General features: G+C 33.6%; 24 protein-coding genes and 1 riboswitch. Of the genes, 13 read left to right on the top strand and 11 right to left on the bottom strand.

The window, feature by feature from the left end:
- The first annotated feature begins 8 nt into the window (after window positions 1–8).
- The 6 genes from asp1 to gtfB are packed head-to-tail and all read left to right on the top strand — an operon-like array spanning window position 9 to window position 8,706.
- Window positions 9–1,526, top strand: coding sequence for an accessory Sec system protein Asp1 (gene asp1, locus EDD62_RS06690; protein ID WP_123808032.1), 1,518 nt, complete (start codon window positions 9–11; stop codon window positions 1,524–1,526).
- Window positions 1,510–3,060 (top strand): accessory Sec system protein Asp2, encoded by a 1,551-nt coding sequence (gene asp2 / locus EDD62_RS06685; protein WP_123808031.1) that lies wholly within the window; start codon window positions 1,510–1,512, stop codon window positions 3,058–3,060. Before asp1 ends, asp2 begins: the two co-directional genes overlap by 17 nt.
- Window positions 3,050–3,487, top strand: coding sequence for an accessory Sec system protein Asp3 (gene asp3, locus EDD62_RS06680; protein WP_123808030.1), 438 nt, complete (start codon window positions 3,050–3,052; stop codon window positions 3,485–3,487). The genes asp2 and asp3 overlap by 11 nt, the downstream gene beginning before the upstream one ends.
- A complete protein-coding gene (gene secA2, locus EDD62_RS06675) occupies window positions 3,484–5,865 on the top strand; it encodes an accessory Sec system translocase SecA2 (RefSeq protein ID WP_123808029.1) in 2,382 nt (793 codons plus the stop codon). Before asp3 ends, secA2 begins: the two co-directional genes overlap by 4 nt.
- Before the next feature lie 17 nt (window positions 5,866–5,882).
- Window positions 5,883–7,388, top strand: coding sequence for an accessory Sec system glycosyltransferase GtfA (gene gtfA / locus EDD62_RS06670; protein ID WP_123808028.1), 1,506 nt, complete (start codon window positions 5,883–5,885; stop codon window positions 7,386–7,388).
- The gene (gtfB, locus tag EDD62_RS06665) at window positions 7,381–8,706 is read left to right on the top strand and encodes an accessory Sec system glycosylation chaperone GtfB (protein WP_123808027.1); all 1,326 of its coding nucleotides are present in this window, start codon (window positions 7,381–7,383) and stop codon (window positions 8,704–8,706) included. The genes gtfA and gtfB overlap by 8 nt, the downstream gene beginning before the upstream one ends.
- 75 nt (window positions 8,707–8,781) lie before the next feature.
- Here the strand turns inward: gtfB and EDD62_RS06660 are convergent, their stop codons facing one another.
- The gene (locus EDD62_RS06660; RefSeq protein WP_123808026.1) at window positions 8,782–9,180 is read right to left on the bottom strand and encodes a hypothetical protein; all 399 of its coding nucleotides are present in this window, start codon (window positions 9,178–9,180) and stop codon (window positions 8,782–8,784) included.
- Between the two features lie 76 nt (window positions 9,181–9,256).
- Here EDD62_RS06660 and EDD62_RS06655 point away from each other — a divergent pair, with 76 nt between their 5' ends.
- A complete protein-coding gene (locus EDD62_RS06655) occupies window positions 9,257–9,763 on the top strand; it encodes a YfiT family bacillithiol transferase (protein ID WP_123808025.1) in 507 nt (168 codons plus the stop codon).
- Window positions 9,764–9,898: 135 nt separating this feature from the next.
- Here the strand turns inward: EDD62_RS06655 and gmpC are convergent, their stop codons facing one another.
- The 6 genes from gmpC to EDD62_RS06625 all read right to left on the bottom strand — a co-directional run bounded on the left by gmpC (window position 9,899) and on the right by EDD62_RS06625 (window position 15,421).
- Window positions 9,899–10,753: a dipeptide ABC transporter glycylmethionine-binding lipoprotein gene (gmpC, locus tag EDD62_RS06650; protein WP_123808024.1), complete on the bottom strand. Its 855-nt coding sequence runs from the start codon at window positions 10,751–10,753 to the stop codon at window positions 9,899–9,901.
- Between the two features lie 21 nt (window positions 10,754–10,774).
- Window positions 10,775–11,434 (bottom strand): methionine ABC transporter permease, encoded by a 660-nt coding sequence (locus EDD62_RS06645; RefSeq protein WP_123808023.1) that lies wholly within the window; start codon window positions 11,432–11,434, stop codon window positions 10,775–10,777.
- Window positions 11,434–12,450: a methionine ABC transporter ATP-binding protein gene (locus EDD62_RS06640; RefSeq protein ID WP_123808022.1), complete on the bottom strand. Its 1,017-nt coding sequence runs from the start codon at window positions 12,448–12,450 to the stop codon at window positions 11,434–11,436. Before EDD62_RS06640 ends, EDD62_RS06645 begins: the two co-directional genes overlap by 1 nt.
- Window positions 12,443–13,651, bottom strand: coding sequence for an L-aspartate--L-methionine ligase LdmS (gene ldmS, locus EDD62_RS06635; protein WP_123808021.1), 1,209 nt, complete (start codon window positions 13,649–13,651; stop codon window positions 12,443–12,445). The genes EDD62_RS06640 and ldmS overlap by 8 nt, the downstream gene beginning before the upstream one ends.
- Window positions 13,635–14,825 (bottom strand): M20 family metallopeptidase, encoded by a 1,191-nt coding sequence (locus EDD62_RS06630; RefSeq protein ID WP_123808020.1) that lies wholly within the window; start codon window positions 14,823–14,825, stop codon window positions 13,635–13,637. The genes ldmS and EDD62_RS06630 overlap by 17 nt, the downstream gene beginning before the upstream one ends.
- 71 nt (window positions 14,826–14,896) lie before the next feature.
- Window positions 14,897–14,992, bottom strand: a riboswitch (SAM riboswitch).
- A 156-nt stretch (window positions 14,993–15,148) separates the two neighbouring features.
- Window positions 15,149–15,421, bottom strand: a complete 273-nt coding sequence (locus EDD62_RS06625; protein ID WP_282957926.1) for an FAD-dependent oxidoreductase — start codon at window positions 15,419–15,421, stop codon at window positions 15,149–15,151.
- Between the two features lie 123 nt (window positions 15,422–15,544).
- On the opposite strand from EDD62_RS06625, the gene EDD62_RS06620 reads away from it, so the two are divergent.
- Window positions 15,545–16,171, top strand: coding sequence for a nitroreductase family protein (locus tag EDD62_RS06620; protein WP_123808018.1), 627 nt, complete (start codon window positions 15,545–15,547; stop codon window positions 16,169–16,171).
- Window positions 16,172–16,332: 161 nt separating this feature from the next.
- A complete protein-coding gene (locus EDD62_RS06615) occupies window positions 16,333–16,737 on the top strand; it encodes a pyridoxamine 5'-phosphate oxidase family protein (protein WP_123808017.1) in 405 nt (134 codons plus the stop codon).
- Window positions 16,738–16,793: 56 nt separating this feature from the next.
- Here the strand turns inward: EDD62_RS06615 and EDD62_RS06610 are convergent, their stop codons facing one another.
- Window positions 16,794–18,410, bottom strand: a complete 1,617-nt coding sequence (locus tag EDD62_RS06610) for a BCCT family transporter (protein WP_123808016.1) — start codon at window positions 18,408–18,410, stop codon at window positions 16,794–16,796.
- 115 nt (window positions 18,411–18,525) lie between these two features.
- On the opposite strand from EDD62_RS06610, the gene EDD62_RS06605 reads away from it, so the two are divergent.
- Window positions 18,526–18,897, top strand: coding sequence for a DUF1722 domain-containing protein (locus EDD62_RS06605; RefSeq protein ID WP_123808015.1), 372 nt, complete (start codon window positions 18,526–18,528; stop codon window positions 18,895–18,897).
- A 321-nt stretch (window positions 18,898–19,218) separates the two neighbouring features.
- Here the strand turns inward: EDD62_RS06605 and EDD62_RS06595 are convergent, their stop codons facing one another.
- Entirely contained in the window at window positions 19,219–20,142 is a 924-nt protein-coding gene (locus tag EDD62_RS06595) for a mechanosensitive ion channel (RefSeq protein WP_077139553.1), read from the bottom strand.
- A gap of 152 nt (window positions 20,143–20,294) precedes the next feature.
- Here EDD62_RS06595 and EDD62_RS06590 point away from each other — a divergent pair, with 152 nt between their 5' ends.
- From EDD62_RS06590 to EDD62_RS06580, 3 genes are all read left to right on the top strand, one after another.
- Window positions 20,295–20,483, top strand: coding sequence for a hypothetical protein (locus EDD62_RS06590; RefSeq protein WP_077139554.1), 189 nt, complete (start codon window positions 20,295–20,297; stop codon window positions 20,481–20,483).
- Window positions 20,484–20,661: 178 nt separating this feature from the next.
- Window positions 20,662–20,916 (top strand): hypothetical protein, encoded by a 255-nt coding sequence (locus EDD62_RS06585; RefSeq protein ID WP_123808014.1) that lies wholly within the window; start codon window positions 20,662–20,664, stop codon window positions 20,914–20,916.
- A 65-nt stretch (window positions 20,917–20,981) separates the two neighbouring features.
- On the top strand, window positions 20,982–21,239 hold the full coding sequence (locus tag EDD62_RS06580) for a hypothetical protein (RefSeq protein ID WP_123808013.1): 258 nt from the start codon (window positions 20,982–20,984) through the stop codon (window positions 21,237–21,239).
- A 53-nt stretch (window positions 21,240–21,292) separates the two neighbouring features.
- Here the strand turns inward: EDD62_RS06580 and EDD62_RS06575 are convergent, their stop codons facing one another.
- A complete protein-coding gene (locus EDD62_RS06575; RefSeq protein ID WP_123808012.1) occupies window positions 21,293–21,658 on the bottom strand; it encodes a hypothetical protein in 366 nt (121 codons plus the stop codon).
- 1 nt (window position 21,659) lies between these two features.
- Window positions 21,660–22,094 carry a hypothetical protein gene (locus tag EDD62_RS06570; protein ID WP_123808011.1) on the bottom strand — a complete coding sequence of 145 codons (435 nt, stop codon included), beginning with the start codon at window positions 22,092–22,094 and terminating at the stop codon, window positions 21,660–21,662.
- Window positions 22,095–22,330: the final 236 nt, after the last annotated feature.

Raw genomic sequence — 22,330 nt, 5'->3', positions numbered from 1 at the left:
GGGATTATATGAAATATTTTGTTCCAGCTTGGTATATTGATAAAAAATGGTGGCGAAGTCATGCTAGGCCGTATTATGACAATGTCTATTCTAAAAGTGAATTTGATGATATGGTCAGTTTAATGGGGATGTATTTTCGAAATAATAGTAAATTTAAAATGCTAATTCTTAATCATTTCCCAGATTTACGTACTTTTTTACATCGAAATCAACTGTTTGAGTGCTCATATTGGTCAGTGTTTGATGAGATTCAATTAATTCAAGCAAAAGAGCCCAATCCAATTAATATAAATGATTTAAATTGGCCGGAGAATACAACTTTTATATATACACCATATGTAGTGAGATGTATTATATCTAGTTCCGAGTTTGAAACCATTCATTTCTCACCAATAGGTTATATTGTATGGATTGATCGTTATTTAGATAATCAACGGGTATACCGTTCAGTATATGATGACAGAGGGTTTGTTTCTCAAAGGCAATATTATGGAGAAGATGAGTATATTGAGTATTTAACTGAGACTGGAGAGGTCATATTAACTGAAAAAATTGAATCAAATGATGTTTATGTAGCCCAGAAATTTATTCATCGTTTTGACTATAGTCATTATTCATCCATGGTTGAGGTGATAAAAGAATACCTCTCTAAATATGTTAATAAAGAGTATAAAATGATTGTAGCAAGTGATATAAATCATAATGATATTTTGAACTCTTTGATGATGTCATGTAATTTAACTTATTCTATTTTTGATCAAAGAAATAGTCATAATTTACTAGAGACTATTCCAACAATGGAACATGCGAATCATTGGGTTGTTGATTTGAAGAAAAATGAAAGTAAACTCAAAAGTAAACATCGAGACTTAATGAGAATAACACCTTTTAATACTCAATCAATCATTAGTTTAAGCAATCAATTATATACAACACATATAGGATTAAATATAGATGATTTAGAACAAAATAGATTACTTTTTATAATTGATTTGTTATTTGAATTTATACGCGAACATGATGATATGAAAGTACAATTAATGACAAGAAATAGCAAAAGTAATTTTAATTATTTAAATGATAAAATCAATAAAATCAATCAGTATTTCATTGAATTAGAAGATGATAATGAGTTATTAACAAATGAAATGAGAGAAAAAAAGAAAGCGATTGAAGTGATTTCATTACCTTTTGAAGTTGATGTCATTCAGTGTATAAAAAAATTAAGATTGATGATAGACCTAAAAGATGAACCTGATTTATTTTTACAAATTTGTGCTATTAGTGCGGGCATTCCTCAAATAAACAATAGTGAGACTGATTATGTTGTACAGCGCATGAATGGATTAATTGTAGAACATGATGAGCAGTTGACAGATGCGTTGAAATACTATTTAACAGTGTTGAAACATTGGAATGTTTCAAGAGCTTTTACATTTGAACTGGTGAAACATTTTTCATCGGAAAGAATTATTGAGAAATTAGATTCATTTATAGAAGGTGCGTATTATGAAGAAAATCTTTAAAGTTTTACAAATAGGTCATACTAGTTATCAATCTTACTTTGAAGATCAATCTAAATATTATTGGCTATTTGTTAAAGCTGAGACATTAGTTTCGGAAGATTTAATTTCAAATATACAGCCTTTTTTGAAAAAAGCTAAAGCCTTTGACTTAATACTTATAGAAAATCACCTTAATGATGAAATTTTTAAAGTGATAAAAAACCTCATTAAACCTTATAACACTTATGTTCATAATGATTATTGGAATGACTATAAAGATTTACAATTGACATATGACATGTTTATCCGAAGCATTGAATACAATGGATTTGATGAATATATAGAGAAAATTAAGTCCATTGCATATGTTGGACAATATGGAGATAAAATACACCCGAAAGGATTAATCGTCAATAAAAATTTCCAAGGAAATGTTCAATATTTTGGGAATAAAGAGGTTATATTAGAAGGTAATTTTGGCGATGAATTAACTCAAGTAGCAACATGGAGATATAATATATTTTATGAGAAAGACCGTGTTTTAGAAATATGGCCTGAAATCAAAATCGAAGGCGATTTGGAAGTCTATTTACATTTTTATTATATATCAGGAGGGTCTATTGACAGTATTGAGTATGATTTCAAAGTTCTGTTAAATGACCTGAATGAACCTTTGAGGTTTGAAAGACAAGACCATGAAGCTTATTTTGCATTATCATTAGAAGTTGTCGGTCAAGGTAAAGTATCTGTTGGTCCTATTCATAGACGTTGGAGTAGATTGGAATTTGGCGAATTTCTATTAGGAGGAAAGCGGCATCATGATTCAAGAGGAGAAGAGTTTATTTCATACTTTCATCCTGGTGACTTAAAACCACCACTCAATGTATACTTTAGTGGTTATCGATCTGCAGAAGGTTTTGAAGGTTACTTTTTAATGAATTTATTCAAAGCCCCCTTTTTACTCATAGCAGATCCTAGATTAGAAGGCGGGTCATTTTATTTAGGATCAGAGGAATATGAACAAACGATAATAAATACAATTCGTAACACTTTAAATCATTTAGGATTTAAAGAGAATGAAGTTATTTTATCTGGATTATCGATGGGTTCATTTGGAGCGTTATACTATGGAGCACAACTCAAGCCAGCAGCTATTATCGCTGGTAAGCCTTTAATTAATATAGGTACTGTAGCGGAGAATATGAAGATTTTGAGGCCAAATGATTTCGGGACAGCAAATGATATATTACTCAGTTTGACAGGTGGGATGTCTGTTAATCATATAGAACAATTGAACGACAGATTTTGGAACGTGTTGGAACAATCAGATTTAAAATATACGACGATTGCGATATCATATATGATCAATGATGATTATGATTTATACGCTTTTGATAATTTACTAAATTTATTATCAAGTAGACAAATAAAAGTCATTAGTCGTGGGATTGCCGGCCGTCATAATGATGATTCTTCAACGATAAACCAGTGGTTTATTCACTTTTACAATATAATGTTAGAAACTAAATTTGGGAGACAACCTTATGATCGATAATAAATACATTGTGAATTGGGACTCAATAGATAAAAATACATTTATGTATGGATCTTGTATAGAGTTTGATAAAGGTGTAATGTTTGAAAACTTGTTGATGCCTTCAGGTACCGTCATTCATGAATGGTTTATGACCTCTCAATACTTTAGTACGAGATTAGTGCCTTCTTTACCTATATTAAAAAGAGGATATCATTACAAATTAGAGATCAAGGTAGAGTCAACTCCTAAAAATAGTGTTTATTTGAAAATTAAGTTTTATAGAAGGTATAAATCGATTATTGATTCTATGACGGTGACAACGGATGATTTCTCTTTTATATATCCAGAAGATGCTTATGAATATAGTATTGAACTTTTAAGTGCTTCAGTAGAAAGGTTTTATTTTGAGTATATGACCATTACAGAAATGAGGCATTCATCATGAAAAAAATAATTCAGGATCAAATTAATTATTGGCGGCTTGAAAAATTAAAAAGAACCTTAAATAAGGTAATTCATTATTCTAATCTATTTCAAAAATTAGAAGATAATGAACTACAAGATAAGACTTTTGAATTTAAGAAAAGAATTTTAGCTGGAGAAACATTAGAGGACATTCTTCCTGAAGCGTATGCTGTATGTAGAGTTGCAGCTTATCGTGTAATCGGCTTATACCCAAAAGAAGTTCAAATACTAGGTGCGATAGCAATGTATAGTGGTAATATTGCAGAAATGCAAACAGGTGAAGGTAAAACGTTAACTGCTACAATGCCGTTGTATTTGAAAGCATTGAAATCAAAAGGCAATTTTTTAGTTACGACTAATAGTTATTTAGCTAAACGTGATTATGAAGAAATGAGTCCTTTATATGAGTATCTAGGGTTGAATTCGACGTTAGGATTTGTTGATATACCGGGTTATGAATATAGAGATGGTGAAAAACAAGAAATTTATAAAGCTGATATAATCTATACGACAAATGGTATTTTAGGCTTTGATTATTTGATAGATAACTTAGCTGATCATCAAAATAAAAAATTTATTGATGAGTTAAATTATGCTTTAGTTGATGAAATAGATTCAATTATTTTAGATGCGGCTCAGACACCTTTAGTGATTTCAGGCTCTCCACGTGTCCAATCAAATCTTTATCAAAATGTGAAAGAATTTATCGATACATTAACGACGAGCCATTATTATCATAATGAAGATCAAAATGAAATTTACTTAAGTGAAAGTGGTATGAACAAAGCAGAACATTATTTTAAAGTTGAAGATTTGTATGCACCAAAACATTTTGATTTAGTGAGAGTTATTAACCTGTCATTACGTGCTAAATATTTATTTGAATTTAATATGGATTATTTTGTTAAAGATGGAGAAGTCATTCTGATAGATCGAAACACTGGACGTATGTTGACTGGAACAAAACTTCAATCTGGGTTACATCAAGCACTTGAAACGAAAGAGTCTGTCAAAATTACACCTGATTTAAGTGCGATGGCGACGATTACTTTTCAAAATTTATTCATGCAATTTAAAGCGTTTTCGGGAATGTCTGCCACCGCAAAACTTGGAGAAAGAGAATTTTCGGACTTATATTCAAAAGTAGTGATTCAGATTCCTACGGATCAAACAGTCATCAGGACGGATTTAGATGATAAAGTATTATTGGATAAAGTATCTAAAAATACTGAAATTATTAAAGATGTTGAACAAATTCATGCAGAAGGCCGACCTATTTTATTAATTACTAGAACTGCTGAAGCGGCAGAATATTATTCAGAATCGTTATTCAAAAAAAACATACCTAATAATTTGTTGATTGCACAAAATGTTGCTAAAGAAGCTCAAATCATTAAAGAAGCTGGTCAATTTAAAGCAGTGACTGTAGCAACGAGTATGGCAGGACGTGGAACAGATATTAAATTAGATAAAAAATCATTGGAATTAGGTGGGCTTTATGTTGTCATCAATGAGCATATGGAGAATTCTAGGTTGGATCGACAACTGAGAGGTCGATCTGGTCGTCAAGGTGATCCTGGAACAACTCAAATATATATTTCATTAGATGACTATATTGTTAAACGCTACAGTGATGATGCATTATTAAGTCGTCAGCAAAATCTTGTAGACTCACGAGATCAAATAGAAGGTAGTAAACTTTTAAGTCGTAAAATAAAGCGACTTGTAAAAAAGGCTCAGCTTGTATCAGAAGAACAAGCAATGACAGCTAGAGAGATGTCGAATGAATATGAAAAAAGCATTAGTATGCAGAGAAAGTATGTGTATCAAGAACGTGACCGCATTTTGAATTCAAGTAACTTTAATCAATTTAACATTGATGAGATCGCTAAAGATGTTTTTAAACGATTTGTATACTCTAATGTAGAATTGTCATCACAAGATGTTTTAAATTATATTTATAAAACGATTAGCTTCCAATATAATAGTACGATCAGCCGAGACGTTTTACGTAATCAAGACAATACGATTCAATTTTTAATGGAATTATTTCATGAAAGAGTTCATGAAAATAAAAAAATTATTAAAAATGACTTAATGTATCAAGAGTACATACAAAAATCAATATTAAAAGCGGTGGATACAGTATGGATTCGTCAAGTGGACCAATTATCACAACTTAAATCAAGTGTTAGCAACCGAAATGGACATCGTAATGCTGTGAGTGAGTATCACCGTGTAGCATTAGAGTCATACGCGAAAATGAGGCTAAAAGTGTATGAACAAATTGTAAAAAATATATGTTTAAGTATTATTGCTTTTGATCATAAAAAAAACATGATAATTCATTTTCCATAATAATAAGGGGTGTTAAAATGATCTATCACTTGAATTTTGGTATAGGATGGGCTAGTAGTGGCGTAGAATATGCTCAAAAATATAGAGCGGAAATCCTCCGTCAAATAGATATTCAAAATAAATTTGTATATTTAGATTTTATGTCAAATGAAAATATACAGACGCTAACATCGAACATTGGATTTAAAGATGATGAGGTCATTTGGCTATATCAATACTTTACTGATATTGACATTCATCCGACAACTTATCATATTGATGATTTAGTCAACTCTATTCAAGATTCTATTATTAGAACAGAACAAGTCGGTAAAATTAAATTACTTGTATTACCAGGGCAAGATAACTATGTAAGATGTTATATGCATAATACTGAAGAAGGCACTGTTGATCGAGCGGAATTTGTGTCTAATGGTAAGTTAATTCGAAAAGATTATTTTAATTATACTCGTTTATTCAGTGAGTATTATGCACCGAAAGCAAATAAACCAGAATTATATTTGCGACATTTCTATCAAGAGGATGGGCGTATTGCATATAGTGAATATATTAATGGATCAGATAGTATGTTTTTTATAAATGAAGTGAAGCTGTACTCTAAAGCTGAATTCGTTGCTTATTTTATTCAACAATTGAATTTATCCCATAAAGATATTGTGATTATAGATCGTTCAACCAATATTGGCCAGGCAGTATTGCAAAATAAAAATGATGCTAAAGTTGGTGTTGTAATTCATGCTGAGCATTTTAGTGATCATTTCACAGATGCAGAACATATTTTATGGAATAATTTTTATGATTACGTTTTTACAGAAGCGAAACATATTGATTTTTACATCACTGCAACCGATGCTCAAAATAAACTATTGAAACAACAATTCGAACAATACAAAAATCTTCACCCAAAAATTTATACGATTCCTGTAGGAAGCATTGATCAACTCATCAAACCTAAATCACGAAAACGATATAGTCTTATTTCAGCATCAAGGCTTGCGAGCGAAAAACATATAGACTTAATTGCTAAAGCAGTTATTAAAGCTAAAAAAGAACTTCCAGATTTAACACTGGATATTTATGGTGAAGGTGGCGAAAAAGAAAAACTTTCGCAGATTATCGTTGACCATGATGCACAAGAATATATTAAGATGAAAGGTCATGTCGACTTGAAGACTGTTTATTCAAATTATGAGTTATTTTTATCTGCATCCCAAAGTGAAGGTTTTGGTTTAACTTTAATGGAAGCAGTTGGATCGGGACTAGGAATGATTGGTTTTGATGTTAATTATGGGACTAAGACATTTATAGAACACGAAGGAAATGGGTTTTTAATACCATTACAACTAGACCAAATTGCAAACGATGAGATGATTAATATTTACGCAAAAAAAATTGTTGATTTCTATAAATCTCTTGATTATAAAGATGTAGAATTAAATTCGTACTCTATCGCAAAAGAGTTTAGGACAGAAATTCTAACTAAAAAATGGAAGACGTTGATCGAAGAGGTGCAAAATGATTAATCTATTTGAAACATTTGATGCAAATACAAAAAAAATTTACCAGTCAATGAAGCGATCGGGAATAAACCATCCGACGGTTGTCATTGAGGATGACGGTTTTTTGCCAGAAGGCGTGCTTAGCCCTTATCAATTTTTTACAGAATTTAAAACAAACACTAAAGATAAACCACTTTATTTTAATGAAGTGAATAAGCCTTTATATTGGGAAATCGATGGGAATAATCACGAAGCTCAGATTAAAGATATGGGAAATGTAAAGGCCCATATTAAGTATAAAAAAAATTACAAACATCGAATTGTACAATCAATCGAGTGGCTTGATCAAAACGGGCAAGTCCGAGCAATAGAATTTTATAATCAATTTGGAGTTCATTACAAGACAAAAGTATTTGGTGGATCAAATGAAAGCATATTGACGACTTATTTTAACCGTGACCATCAACCAATTATTTATGAAAATCATGTGACAAATGATTATATCATTAAATATAAAGGGAAGGAGCATTTCTTCTCCGATAAAACACAATATATAATTTTCTACTTGAAGAATGCGTTTGAACGATTAGATAGTTTTGTCATCAACTCATTATCATTTCCATTTATTGCAGTATATCAATTAGGTGTGAAGGGTAAAGACTATTTGATTTGGCAAGAAAATACAGAGAGTCAAGTTCCAGGAAATATGTTAGCAATGCTATCTTCTGATACAAGAAATTTTGATATTATTGTACCGGATAGTGATGAATATATGAATTTAACGTCACTATTACCTCATGAGGATCGAATCCATCATGGTGGCTATGTCTATCAATATTTGAAAGAGCCAATGCATAATCATCATATATTAATTGTTACAAACTCAGATCAACTTCATGATATTGATACAATAGCTAAAGCATTACCAAATCATTATATACATATCGCAGCTATCACTGAAATGTCATCAAAATTATTAAGTAAAGGCGAATATGACAATATTAGATTGTATCCAAGTATTAAGCGAAGTACTCTTGTCGAGCTGTATAAAATTTGTAGCATATATTTAGACATTCACTATGGAAGCGAGGTTTTAGATTCTGTGAAAGGTGCTTTTGATTATAATATGCTAATTATCGGATTTGAACATACTGCGCATAATAAAATTTATACTGAAAAGCAGTTTTTAGCAGCAGAAAATGATACAGAGTATTTAATAGAACTTATATTAAATACTAAAGAAAGTGAAAAATTTTATCATATGATGGCACGGCAAAAGAAGCATGGTAATGAAATTAGTGAAGCAGAGTTTGCAAAACAGTTTAATTTATTAAAGAAATAATATACTAATGAAGCCGAAGTTCCTTTGTAGGAACTTCGGCTTCTATTGTATTAATGATTGTTGTTTCACGTGTAACTAAATGTTTGAATCATCTTGTTTAACTTTAGGATCAACAAACTTCATACGAATATATGCAAGTGCTAAACTAGCAAGTGAAATCACGACAAATATGACAATATAGGCTAAGATTGTTTTTGTTAGACCTTCAAGGTGCAACATTTCAGTCATTACATAGCTACTGCCCATAATGAGACTGGTAGCAATGGCAATGGTAACGAGTAAAGAAAAGATCATAATAATAATTCCACTCAGTTTGAGTGATTTGAAGTATTGGATTGAACTTTCATCGATGACGAATAACAGTAAAGAAAACATGAGTAACCAAACAGGTATATCTTTAAACCCATTCATGAATGTGATGATTAGAAATGCAATGATACCTAAAGTTCCAAGTGTTAAGAAAATTTTTCTCATTGAATTGCTCCTCTTTGCGTTTGTTAACTGTATTTTATCATATGATGTTACACTTAAAATAGAAGAGGTGATTTAAATGGATAAGCAATTCCCAATCGGCAAGTTAAATGTACCATCAGTTATTTCGATGAAAGATGTTGAAGTTGCGATGGATGAAGTTGAGGAATATGTGCATCAGTTGAATCGAGTGATTGATGGGATATCTAATGAAGACTTCAACAGAACATATCGTGAAGGCGCATGGAATGTACGTCAATTGATTCATCATATTGCAGATTCACAAGTCAATATGTATGTTAGATTGAAGATGGCATTGACGGATAGTGGTGTCGTGATTGCAGAATTTGATCAAAATCAATGGATAGAACACGTAGATAATGAAATGGATGTTGACGTTTCGATACAAGCATTAGATGGATTGAATCAACGCATTGCGACACTAGGTCGTGAATTATCAGATGAAGATTTGGAACAATATTTTATGTTAAATGGTGAGAAGGTCACAGTATTCGAGCAATTGTTGAAGTTGTCATGGCATCCTCGCCATCATTTAGCACATATTGAAATTGCGTTAGGTCAATAAAGTTTAGTCGTCAGGTTTTGGGTGAGAATGAGCAAACCTGATGATAAAATAGCAAATAGTCGTCAGGTTTTGGGTGAGAATGAGTAAACCTGACGATAAAAACCTATCCATTAAGTATGGATAGGTTTCTTTAAGTTATTCAGCAAGTTCTTTTTCGATGGCTTCAATTTCATCTTCATCTAAGTCGACGATGATTTCACCGTCTTTTGTATCTTCTTTTAATGCGTCTTGAGCTTCTTTAGAATGGTATAAATCAGCTACTTTGTTGTATACTTCGTTGTCTTTTTCACTTTCTTTGACTGCGATAAAGTTGATATAAGGTTTCGTTGCTTCTCCCTCAGAATCTTCTAAGAAAATAGGATCATCTTTCGGGTTAAGGCCTGCTTTTACAGCAACACCGTTATTGATGATTGATAAATCTACATCAGATAGTGCACGAGCTGTTTGTTGAGCGTCAACTGCTTTAATTTCTAAGTTCTTCTTATTCTCTTTAATATCTTTAGGTGATCCAGTTAAACCGAAGTCTTCGTTCAATTTAAGTAATCCTACTTTTTCTAACAACTTTAATGCGCGTGCTTGGTTCGATACGTCATTTGGGATGATCACTTTAGCACCGTCTTTGACGTCTTTAATATCTTCGATTTTTTCAGAATAAATACCGAGTGGTGCTAAAACAGTTGTACGGATTGGCTTAATTTCAACACCTTCATGTGCTTTTTCAAATTCATTTAAGAAAGCAAAGTGTTGGAATGCATTCATATCGATATCACCATCATTGAGTGCAGTATTAGGTACGTTATAGTCAGAAAATGCCTTCAATTCAACATTTATACCTTCTTCCTTAGCGAGTTCTTGAACTTTCTTCCAAGCTACACTATCATTTGATGTAATACCGATTGTGACATTTTTCTTATCTTCTTTTTGTTCGTTTGATCCACATGCAGATAGAAATAAAATAGCTGATAGTAAAGTAAGAATCATTTTTTTCATTATAAATTCCTCCGAGTCATATTAATTTTTTCGAACTTTTCGTGCTAAATAGTTACCGATGGGTTGGATAATTTGGACTAAGACAACTAAGATGACAACCGTAATAAGGATTGCGATATTATCGAATCGCTGGTAGCCATAGACAAGTGCTAGATCACCGATTCCGCCTCCGCCTACAGCACCTGCCATGGCTGTAGCTCCGATTAAACCGATAATTGCGGTTGTAATGGTTAAAATTAATGATCCGAATGACTCTGGTAATAGAAAGTGACGGATGATTTGAAATGGTGTTGCGCCCATTGCTTCGGCGGCCTCGATAATTCCATCACCAACTTCGAGCAGTGAATTTTCTATGAGTCGTGCTAAATAGGGTGCCACGTATATTGTGAGTGGCACGATAGCAGCGGTTGTACCTATTGAAGTTCCGGCGATGAGCTTTGTTAAAGGAACGATTGCAATGAGTAATATAATAAATGGAATTGAACGTAAAATATTGATGATTGGATTAATCAAATGATATATGAAGGGGTTTTCCCATATTCCATTTTTTCTTGTAATGACGAGCAATATACCGAGTGGGAGTCCGATGAGAGTCCCAAAGATTAACGACATCGTTACCATATGCAACGTTTCATATAGTGCTTGTATGAGTTGAGCACTATCTAATGAAGAACCAAACATTAAGCAACCTCCTCATAAATGATATTGTGTGATGAGAAATAATCATGAACCGATTGTATTTGCTGATCTGAACCTTGAACATTAAGCCACAAATAACATACTGTATCCTCTTGGATTTCTGCCATAAATGCATGAATGATTGACACATTGAGCTGCAGCGTTTGAATTAAATGCTCGATAAAAGGAACGTCTAATTGATGGGTATCGACAAAGAGTTTAAATAAGTGGCGATCTGTTGATTGCTTTATCGATTGTTGCATCATCGTCGTCGGTGAAGTTTTAATCACTGTAGATACAAACCGTTTTGCTGTATCCGTTCTAGGTTGACTAAACACTTGCTTGACTGATCCGTGTTCAATGAGTTCACCATTTTCCATCACGGCAACTTTATCGCATATTTGTTGAATGACACTCATTTCATGAGTAATGATTAGAATGGTAATGTCGAATTCATTATTGACTTTCTTTAACAGCGATAAAATTTGCTCTGTAGTTGCTGGGTCTAGTGCACTTGTTGCTTCATCACATAACAAAATTTTCGGTCGTGTAATGAGTGCGCGTGCAATTGCAACGCGTTGTTTTTGACCACCTGACAGTTCTTTCGGGTATTGTTTTGCTTTATCTCCGATACCAACGAACTCTAACATCGCATGGACACGCTCTTTGATTTCTTCTTTAGGTGTTCCAATTAAATAGAGAGGAATCGCGACATTGTTAAAGACTGTTTTGGTCTCTAACAAATTAAAATGTTGAAAAATCATTCCAATATGTTTGCGAGCTCGTCTGAGTTCTGATTTAGAATATTGGTTTATATTTTCACCATCGACAATTACATCACCAGATGTAGTCGTCTCAAGTTGATTGACGAGTCGAATAAGTGTGCTTTTGCCGGCACCACTGTATCCAATAACCCCGTATATATCTCCTTTATTCACTTGGAAGGAGACATCTTTTAAAGCGTCAATGGATTGTCCTTTTTTAGAATAAGTTTTGTTCACATGCTTAAATTCAATCAAAGTTTGACGCCTCCTTAATGTTGTTTAATTCGTCTTTGAATTGCGCTTCAATGTGTTTGATGAACGCTTTTGATTCTCCGGTCCATATTGCACCGAAGCGAGATTGGACATATTCCCCTTTGTACCAATCTCCATCGTAATAACTGAGTGGGAATAAATGACCCGCTTCAACGTATCGCTTAATCAATTGATAGAATTGCTCATTATTACCTGGTGAAAAATAGTTAATAAATTTTTGGTAGTTAGAGTTTAATTGTTCTTTCAGTAATAACAATGCAGTTGAACCATTGACTCTGAAATTTAAGTCGATGACGTATGCGTTGTTCGATTCATCAACTAATACATCAAATCCAGCGATTCCAAAGAACCCATATTCAACGCCCTTTTTCATAATGTCATACCCGATGTCAATGATATCTTGGTCAATTGTTTCAATGCTTTCATTGCCTTTGTAAAAACCGTGATCATCGATAATTTGCTTTGCGGCACCGAGATACGTGATTTGCCCATCGTCGGTCGTTGCAAATTGTATGCAATAATTTTCTACAGGTGTGATAAATTGTTCAATAATTAATAAATCACTTTCTGTTGAACACGCTTCGATTCTCTGTTTTGCGTCGTATAAGTCTTCATCGTTATAACAAATCATCACCCCATAACCACCGGCTGTAGGACGTTCATCTCCTGGTTTAATGACGAAAGGATAGTTCCATGTTTTGAGTGTTTCTTCTAATGTATGATGTGGAATAATCAATCGCTTCGGTAAATGTTTTGGATCAACGAATTGATGAATCTTTGACTTATTGTTTAAATCAATAAATATTTGCTTGTCAATTGTATAATGCGATGGATCTAGTATTGAATCATCATGAATATACTGGAATTGAATTGTATTTTGACCGTCATGTGTCAGCTGTGTCAGTAAAGATTCATAACTTTGTCGATCTGTGAATGTGTGTACGTTTGATGGTACGGTTCTGTCGACGAGTTGATAAAGTGTTGCAAGCTTATCTGTAATGGAAGCTTCATGTACAATGACTGGAAGCTCAGCGATATGTAATTCCCTAGCAGATAAGAAGTTCAGTTGATGTTCTTCTGCGGCCAACCAAGGACTATCTTCATAAGATGGTCTTGACGAGTAGATGGTTGTAACCGGATAGGCATCTTTCATTGTGACTGTTAATTTATTCGTTAGATTCATCGTGGGCTCCTTTGAGTGCAACTTCGTGTTCTGATTTAATTCGGTTTAGTAGGTCAGCATCTTGAATGAGTCGATATCCTACTTTGGATAATATTTTAGCCCCATTGATTAGGCCTTGATCTCCCTCTTGACTGATTGCGGCTTCTCTGAATTCATCGGTATGACCTACGAGCGTAGAAGGGCCGATTTTGATATGTGGGTGAATCGTCGGAATGATATGACTAACATTACCTGTATCTGTTGAGCCGTAACGTTCTTCAACGTCATCTATTGTAATTCCGAAAGTATTCGCCGCTTCTTTATAAAGCGCATCAAGTTGTGGTGTTCTAATGAACTCGTTCACACCGTTTTGTATAAACTCGAATTTCACTGATGTATTCGTAGCGAGTGCTGCGCCTTTTGCAATTTCTTTCACTCGATCGGTCAATGCATTGAGTGTTGTTCGCTTTCTAGAACGTGTATAAAATCTAGCATGTGTTTTCTCTGGAATAATATTGGCTGCATCTCCACCATTCAATATGACCCCATGAATCAAGTCGTTTGGTGCAGTATGTTGTCTAAGTAATGATATGCCGTTGTAAAATTGGATCATTGCATCGAGTGCACTTTGTCCATCGATAGAAGGATTTGCAGCGTGCTGTGATTTACCATGGAAGAACACATCGAATACATCGACAGCGAGTGTCGGCTGAGTCAGTGAATGCTCGTGACCTGGATGAGCCATTAATGCGACATCAGCTCGATTGAATAGTCCATCGTCTGCATATTTTGCTTTGGCACTGCCGTTTGGTCCTCCTTCTTCAGCAGGCGTACCGTAAACGATGACTGAACCACCAATTGAATCAATATGTTGCTTTAAGTTAATCGCTGCCAGTACACTCGTCACACCAATAATATTATGTCCACAAGCATGACCTAAGCCTGGTAATGCATCGTATTCAGCTAAATATCCAATCGTTGGTCCATCTTTGTCAGATTTATATGACGCAATAAACCCTGTTTCATAACCTGATATATTGCGCTCAACTGTAAAGTCATGTGATTTCAAAATGGTTGTAAGTACATCAGAGGCATAATATTCCTCATTACCAATTTCAGGGTGTGCGTGAATATCATGGCTGTATCGAATAAATTCATCGCGATGAGTTTCTATAAAGTCTGTAGTATGTGTCATGAAAAATCCTCCTTAAGTAATGAATTAAATAAAAAAAGAGTCTACCTAAGAAGATAGACTCTTTAAACGTCGTATTATCTCTCAGGATTTACCTGCAGGATTTAGCACCTAATTGAATAGGTTGCTGGGTTTCATCGGGCCAGTCCCTCCACCGCTCTGGATAATTTTTTATTTAATTATTTACTAATATAAATGCATCCGTTGTATTTGTCAAACTATTTTTTAAATAAAATCAATTTAATAAATTTTGATTATAAGTAAAATAAGATTTCATGTTCACTAAATATTGCTTAAAGTTATACTCCGTTACAATCAGGTCGCGATCATAGATATAATCGTAGCATTCTCTCATTCAACCCAGTGACTGCAGCGTGTATATCGAACAATTTTACAACGCTTGAACCAATGACTTTTTGTAGCATCACTTCAATGGCATAGATGTTTTCATCATTCGTTGGATAATAAGGATTTACCGAAATACCACCAAGCGATCCAACGGTAAGACCACTATCGACCGCAAGCGACGTTTCATGTAAGACACCAATTGCCATATTGACCATATCTGTCTTAATCGAATGATGATCTCCAAATTCTATATAATCATAAGGATGAAGGTTAATCTATTCAACACAGTTCAAAGCATAATATGTGAAGTGATGACTAAAATACTTCATAATATTAAAGGATGAAATAATTATAATTTAAAGGAGTATCAACATATGAACTATAACAATATAGAAGAACTTATTAACGACCGTCATTCGGTAAAGCAATTTGACCCAAATTATAAAATTCCACATGAAGAAATGGATGAAATGATTCAGCTCGCAACGAAAGCACCATCATCAGTCAATATGCAGCCATGGCGATTTGCAGTGGTAGAATCTGATGAAGCAAAAGCTAAATTACGACCTCTCATTCGATTTAACACACCACAAAACGATACATCGAGTGCGATGATCGTGATCTTCGGTGATTTACAATGCCTTGAGAACAGTGAACATATATACAGCAGTGCCGTTGAACACGGTATGATGCCAAAAGAAGTAAAAGAAAAGAACTTACCAATCATCCAAGGGATGTATAATCAATTACCACGACAAGCGATGAGTGACATCGTCAAAATTGACAGCACACTCGCAGCGATGCAATTGATGCTTATCGCTAGGACATATGGTTATGACACGAATCCAATCGGTGGGTTTGAACATGACAAAATTGGTGAAGCGCTCGGTTATCCATTAGATCGATACGTCCCTGTACTTATAATTGCCATCGGTAAAGCCGTCAAAGAAGGCCGTCCATCATACCGTATGTCAGTTGAACGTGTAGTAAATTATTTATAGTCAAAAGATAATCTGTGTAACATCAAACGAATGACGACTGATAAGGATGCTATTTACTGTAGCTTCAACATCGAATGATTAAAAATTTAAATAGTGGATATACAAACAATAAGAATGAAATTTATTCTTTGATTTAATACATTCGTTAAGGAGGCATACAAATGAATGCAAAAGACATCGCACAAAACGTCATCAAAGAACATCGAATCGGCGTCTTATCAACGTCAAAAGACGACAAACCAAATGCACGTTATATGGTATTTTATAACGATGGATTAGAGTTATATACGAAGACAAGTGATGAAACAAATAAAGTGGATGAAATTGAAGAGAATCCAAATGTTCATGTGTTATTAGGTTATAGTGAACCGAATAAGAAAGAATATATCGAAGTACGAGGAACAGCGAAAATCGTTGACGATGAGAAGACAATTGAATGGATTAAAGACGTTCAACAGAAGACACGTATTGAAGATTCAGCTACACTTCAAGTAATCCATATCAAGCCAGAACAAATGATTGTACACAGTCCTTCATTAGATCAACCTGAGGTTGTGACGGTGTAACTTACTACATTTAAAAAAATTAAAATAAAGCCGATAGTAGAACTATCGGCTTTATTTTATTCCCACCATCGATCGTCTTTAGCGTATCTAATAGAAAGTGTTTTTCTTTCTTTTTCTTTAAATAGCCGTGACCTTTCTTCTAGCTTTATACGATCTGAGCTTAAAGTTTTCATAAATGAAACCATTAGAATGATAAAAATGATAATTAAAGGTGCTCCAGAAACGATAGATGCTGTTTGTAGCAATGTTAGAGAATCGTTACCACTAATAATTAATAAGGCTAAAGGGATAAAAGATAAGGCAAATGCCCAAAATAAACGATTAAATCGATAAGGTTCTCCGTCAATTTTCTTTTGAGTTGCTCCAGCTAGAATATAAGAACCAGAATCAAAAGTTGTAGATAAATAAATGATTGCAGTTAATACAAAAATTATAATTGCAATATTAGACATTGGTAATTGGCTAAGAATTGACATAATCGCTGCAGGACCTGATTGCTCTTTTAATACTTCTGTTACTGAAAATGTACCAGATAATTCTAACCAAAGTCCGAAATTACCTAATATCCCAAAAAATAGCGTACAACCTAAAGTTCCGTAAATAATCGTGCCAAGTATTACTTCTTTAATTGTGCGTCCTTTTGAAATTCTTGCAATAAACAATCCAACAAACGGTGAGTAAACTAACCACCATGCCCAATAGAAGACAGTCCAACTTTGTGGGAAATTAGTTTCTTCAATGTCATTATAACCACCGAACGGCTCTAGCCATGTCGCCATTCTAAAGAAGTCTCTAAATATTAACCCTAAGCTGGATAAAGTTGTTTCCATAATAAACACTGTTGGTCCAACAATAAAAACAAAGGCCAATAATATGAATGTTAACCATATATTGATATCGCTTAACTTCTTTATTCCTTTTTTAATTCCTGTATATGAACTAAATGCAAAGATAATTGTAGATAATAATAAAATTAATATTCGTAACCATAAAGCTTCACTATTTACGCCTGTTAAAACGCTGACACCTTCTGCAATCATCGGTGTCGCCAGTCCTAAAGTTGTTCCAGCACCACCAAGTAGGCCGAAAATAAATAGTACGTCTATAATTTTACCAAGCCATGAATCAGTGTATTTTCCTAATAGTGGTCTACACGCATGTGATATTCTAATGATGTTTTCGTTTTTTATAAATAATGCGTATGCAATCGGAAGTGCAGGCAATACATAAATCGACCATGCTAAAGGTCCCCAGTGAAAGATACCATAAGAAGCAGCATAATTTATAGCTTCTTCACTTCTTGGACTAATATGGAAAGGAGGACTATCATAATAGTAAGCCCATTCTATAATGCCCCAATACAATATACTTGAACCTATACCAGCACAGAATAACATGGCCGCCCAACTTAAAGTATTAAATTCAGGTTTATCATCGGAATGCCCTAGTTTAATACCGCCATATTTCCCAAACGCTAAATATAAGCAATAAATAAAGATGACTAAACCAATTGCGAGATAAGCCGTACCTAATTGATTCGTCACAAAGCCATTTAAATCCATAATAATTTCACTACTTGCCTCTTGAAATAAGATTAAAGGCAATACAACTGCTAATAAAACGATTAATGCAAGAATGAATGTTGGCCAATCCATTAATTGATATTTTTTCATGAAACCCCTCCTTTATAGTATGTTATTAACATAACAAAAGAGGTACCATTGTCAATAGAGTGTATAAATATTAAATTTAAAGAGTATATTGATTTATATAAGAAATGAGGTTAATATGTCCAATCGAAAGACAATTGAACAACTATGGGCGATACATAAGTATGAAGTGATGCTTCACTCGCAACGTCATTATAATGCAATTAGACAAGCAATGAAGTCGAATCCGACTGAACAGGATATCAGAAAATTGATTGATGAAGCGCTTGATATAGAAACCACTGAAGGGTCTCTGAAGAATACAGCGGATCATATATGGGGTTACTTTAAGAAGTGCGCAACAGAGGAAGAGAAAGCGAAATATTTAACATTGAAGGCACGATTAACAATTGACGAAGCGGATGAGATGTTGGCGATGTTGTATTCATTCAGTGTAAAATATGACGTGAACTATTTAATTCAGTCGAGTATTTTCAGAAGATATCAGTAAGTGATTAATCACTCATTTGTTTCAATACGTCCCCAAACGACACATCAAGTGCGATGATTCTAATCTTTGGTAATTTAGAATGCTATGAAAATGGTGAATGCATTTATAATGAAGTGGTACGAAATAAAATGATGCCAGAAGATATGAAGCATTCGGTTATCCACTTGATCGTTATGTGCCCGTTATGATTATTGAGATAGGTAAGAAAATGCAAGAAGCGCATGCATCTTAGCACATGCCTGTTGATAATGTAATAGATTACAAATAAAATAACCCATCTAGAACAGTTAGATTGTTCCAGATGGGTTTGTTTTATATAGACTACTTATCAAATTTATTAGAAATTTTATTCAACTGCTTCTCAGCAAATGACTTACCACCTATACCGAACGCAATAGCAAATGCCACTGCAACAGCACCTAAGATAAGCAAGAATGCAACATTGACAATGCTTTGAGCGAAGTTCATTTGATCCAATGCCATAAATACTGACATTACTATTAATAAATACTTCACAATTTCAGCAAATAATTTATTTCCTGATGATTTGAAGATAATATTTGATAAAATATTACCACCAATGATACCTAGTGCTAAAATAATAATTGATGAAATAACAAGTGGTAAATAACCGATAATAGCAGCACCAATTTCATTCAATACTGTTAAATTAATTGTATTTAACGCTTGTACAGCAAAAAATAAACCAATAATTGTCGTAACCGTCCAACCAATAGCTTGTGGAATATCAATACTATCTTTCTTATCTCCAAAGTTTACATAATGATTGAAACGACCAACATTAAATCCTTGAAGTAAATTTTTCACCAAAGTTCCTAACATCTTTGCAATGAATAAACCAATAAATAAAATAATCGCAGCAACAATTACACGAGGAGCAAAGTTTAAGATGTTGTCCATCATGCTCTTAATTGGAGCAGATACACTCTCCATCTTCAATGCATCAAACACACTTGGTAAGAATAATAAGAAGATTAAGAAGTATGCTAATTTACCTAACGTCTTAATCAACCCTTGTGATTCATTCGACTCACCATCAACAAGCCCCTTCTTCACCAACCAGTTGTCTAAGCCTAAAGCATTTAAGCCTTTCACAATCACATTCTTAACGATTGTAGCTAAGATCCATGCTAATAATAAAAATAGTAATGCACCGATTAAATTCGGAATAAAGCTTATGATATTGTTAAAAACATCCATAAAAGCAGCTTTAAATTCATACATAATATGTACCTCCTTAAAATTGTTTTACGTTAATATATACCCAAGTGGATAGTTAGTTAAACCTTATTAGAATAGAATATTTGGTATTTTGTCCACAATTTGAAAATGAACACATTTTGTTTACAATTAAAATAAAGGGTGGAGCAATCAGTATGAAAACCAAAATCACAATAAAACTCATAATATTCGTCATTATATCTGTATGTATCTCTGAATTCCTAATCATCCCATTCGTTTTCGAAGATAACGTTCATCCAATACTACGCATCATGATGGACTTAGGCTTTGCACTCATCGCATATGGTGGGTATGCCAGTGCAAGAGGAAGTAAAGAAGAATAATGAATATGAATCCAAACCCCAAGTAGACGTTCTATCTACTTGGGGTTTGTAATACATAATTATTACGGTCAAACCGTTTACTTATTATGGATATTACATACAATGAATATATAGGCTAATCAATATGTCTATGAAATAGTAGCGAATGATCAGTATGAATGAAAGGGGTGAAATGGTCATGGAAAAGTTAGACAAATCAAAAATGATTCAATCAAAAATCTTATTATATGAGGAAACTGAGGATTATCGTAAAGGATATACCGAATATCGAGGTTGCTTAATTAATGAAAATGATGACAAAGTATTCTCTTCAAAAGAAGAAGTGGATGAATTTATGGAGAAGCTTGTTGCGAACTCAAAATTTGGCAAACTAGATGTTGAATTAACTGAGGAAGAAATTAAGGAAGTTGAAGAGGCGAATAAAGGGTATTAACTGTAGATGTCTATGATGGTCATGTGTCAATAAGAAAATGTATAGAAAACAAAGGGGTGGTTTTCATGAAAAAATTAGACAATAAAAAAGCGGTGTATTCAAGGGTGTTAATCAGTCAAGAAACAAAAGATTATTTAAAAGCGTATGAGCGTTATGAAGGATACTTGATTAATCCTAATGATCCACGGGTGTTTCATTCTAAAGAAGAGGTGGATCAATTTAAACGAGATGCCGTTGAATACATCGAGTTTTCGTTAGATGACGTTGTGCTAACACCTGAAGAGATTGCTGAGATTGAACAAGCTAATCGGGAATTTGAGTGATGAGTCAGTAGAATACCCCACCGTCATAGATTGTTATGGCGATGGGGTTTAAATCATTGTGTATGATGGTATTCGTGGTGCTTAAATTGATGTGTCTTAACTTGATCCATATAATCCAGTTCGAAAGTGATAGAGAAATCTTCATTACCATAATGGATCTCTTCATATTTAATATTTTTAGGCACGCCAAAGTGCTTAGCAATCTCTTCCTTTGAAGCACCTGTCCAATCTTTTTGGTCGTATATTTCCTTCATCTCATCAAGTTTATCATTACGATCTTGTAAATTCTTATCGATAAGTAGAACCCCACGGTCGTCATTGTATTGATTCTGTATCGTCGTGTTCATGATTAAATACATTGCACCTATAAAGGCGACGAGTATGACAATATATAAGATTAAGCCAGTATGTTTATTCATATTAAACCCCTCCACCCATAGCTTGTGACAATGCATACAGCAAAAATAACATGATCCCCATCCCGATAATCCCGAGAATGAGTATAATGTTTTCGATAATGTGAAATGGTTTTTTAGTATCATTCTTATCGTTAAAATTCATAAAAATTTTGACGATACTTAAGAATATTCCTATGGGGACAAGTATAGTTAGAAATTGATAGACTGAACTCATGAAATCGTATGGGAAAACTTGAGATCCAGACATTGTTAAGTATGATTGTTCAAAATGATTCTTCATTAAGAAGAAACTTACAAGAATGATAAAAACACCAGTAATCGCTAGGATGGTATTGATTCTTTCACTGTATTTTAGAACCGATTTCAACGGTTTGTAGACGGTAAAGTAGAGTATCGGATATAACACGATCGGTAAACTGAGTATAAGAATTTGCATGAAATCACCTCGCTGGGGTTGTTTGGTTATATTATATAGGAATTGTGTAAGAGGGGGAAATGATATAGGGATACTAAAAAAGAGAAGGCCCTAACTATAAGGGATGAGAACGGATAATCGGTTTCTAAATCTAAAAATTTATCCAAAAAGAGAAGCATTTCACCAAAAAAAGGAGACGAGTATTCTGTTATTCTCTAATCACGTTGAAAAATTTGTTATAATTATTTAGACCAATG

The sequence above is a fragment of the Abyssicoccus albus genome, assembly GCF_003815035.1.
GTDB classification, from domain to species: domain Bacteria; phylum Bacillota; class Bacilli; order Staphylococcales; family Abyssicoccaceae; genus Abyssicoccus; species Abyssicoccus albus.
The sequence above is the reverse complement of the archived record's forward strand: the minus strand, read 5'-3'. Positions and strand labels throughout refer to the sequence as shown.

Coding starts and splice junctions, on each gene's coding strand:
- asp3 (WP_123808030.1), top strand. CDS start 3,050: ATGATCGATAATAAATACATTGTGAATTGGGACTCAATAGATAAAAAT.
- EDD62_RS06605 (WP_123808015.1), top strand. CDS start 18,526: ATGTCCAATCGAAAGACAATTGAACAACTATGGGCGATACATAAGTAT.
- ldmS (WP_123808021.1), bottom strand. CDS start 13,651: ATGAATCTAACGAATAAATTAACAGTCACAATGAAAGATGCCTATCCG.
- EDD62_RS06655 (WP_123808025.1), top strand. CDS start 9,257: ATGGATAAGCAATTCCCAATCGGCAAGTTAAATGTACCATCAGTTATT.
- EDD62_RS06660 (WP_123808026.1), bottom strand. CDS start 9,180: ATGAGAAAAATTTTCTTAACACTTGGAACTTTAGGTATCATTGCATTT.
- EDD62_RS06570 (WP_123808011.1), bottom strand. CDS start 22,094: ATGCAAATTCTTATACTCAGTTTACCGATCGTGTTATATCCGATACTC.
- gmpC (WP_123808024.1), bottom strand. CDS start 10,753: ATGAAAAAAATGATTCTTACTTTACTATCAGCTATTTTATTTCTATCT.
- EDD62_RS06615 (WP_123808017.1), top strand. CDS start 16,333: ATGAATGCAAAAGACATCGCACAAAACGTCATCAAAGAACATCGAATC.
- EDD62_RS06610 (WP_123808016.1), bottom strand. CDS start 18,410: ATGAAAAAATATCAATTAATGGATTGGCCAACATTCATTCTTGCATTA.
- EDD62_RS06585 (WP_123808014.1), top strand. CDS start 20,662: ATGGAAAAGTTAGACAAATCAAAAATGATTCAATCAAAAATCTTATTA.
- EDD62_RS06630 (WP_123808020.1), bottom strand. CDS start 14,825: ATGACACATACTACAGACTTTATAGAAACTCATCGCGATGAATTTATT.
- secA2 (WP_123808029.1), top strand. CDS start 3,484: ATGAAAAAAATAATTCAGGATCAAATTAATTATTGGCGGCTTGAAAAA.
- EDD62_RS06575 (WP_123808012.1), bottom strand. CDS start 21,658: ATGAATAAACATACTGGCTTAATCTTATATATTGTCATACTCGTCGCC.
- gtfB (WP_123808027.1), top strand. CDS start 7,381: ATGATTAATCTATTTGAAACATTTGATGCAAATACAAAAAAAATTTAC.
- EDD62_RS06580 (WP_123808013.1), top strand. CDS start 20,982: ATGAAAAAATTAGACAATAAAAAAGCGGTGTATTCAAGGGTGTTAATC.
- EDD62_RS06595 (WP_077139553.1), bottom strand. CDS start 20,142: ATGTATGAATTTAAAGCTGCTTTTATGGATGTTTTTAACAATATCATA.
- EDD62_RS06645 (WP_123808023.1), bottom strand. CDS start 11,434: ATGTTTGGTTCTTCATTAGATAGTGCTCAACTCATACAAGCACTATAT.
- asp1 (WP_123808032.1), top strand. CDS start 9: ATGAAATATTTTGTTCCAGCTTGGTATATTGATAAAAAATGGTGGCGA.
- asp2 (WP_123808031.1), top strand. CDS start 1,510: ATGAAGAAAATCTTTAAAGTTTTACAAATAGGTCATACTAGTTATCAA.
- EDD62_RS06620 (WP_123808018.1), top strand. CDS start 15,545: ATGAACTATAACAATATAGAAGAACTTATTAACGACCGTCATTCGGTA.
- gtfA (WP_123808028.1), top strand. CDS start 5,883: ATGATCTATCACTTGAATTTTGGTATAGGATGGGCTAGTAGTGGCGTA.
- EDD62_RS06590 (WP_077139554.1), top strand. CDS start 20,295: ATGAAAACCAAAATCACAATAAAACTCATAATATTCGTCATTATATCT.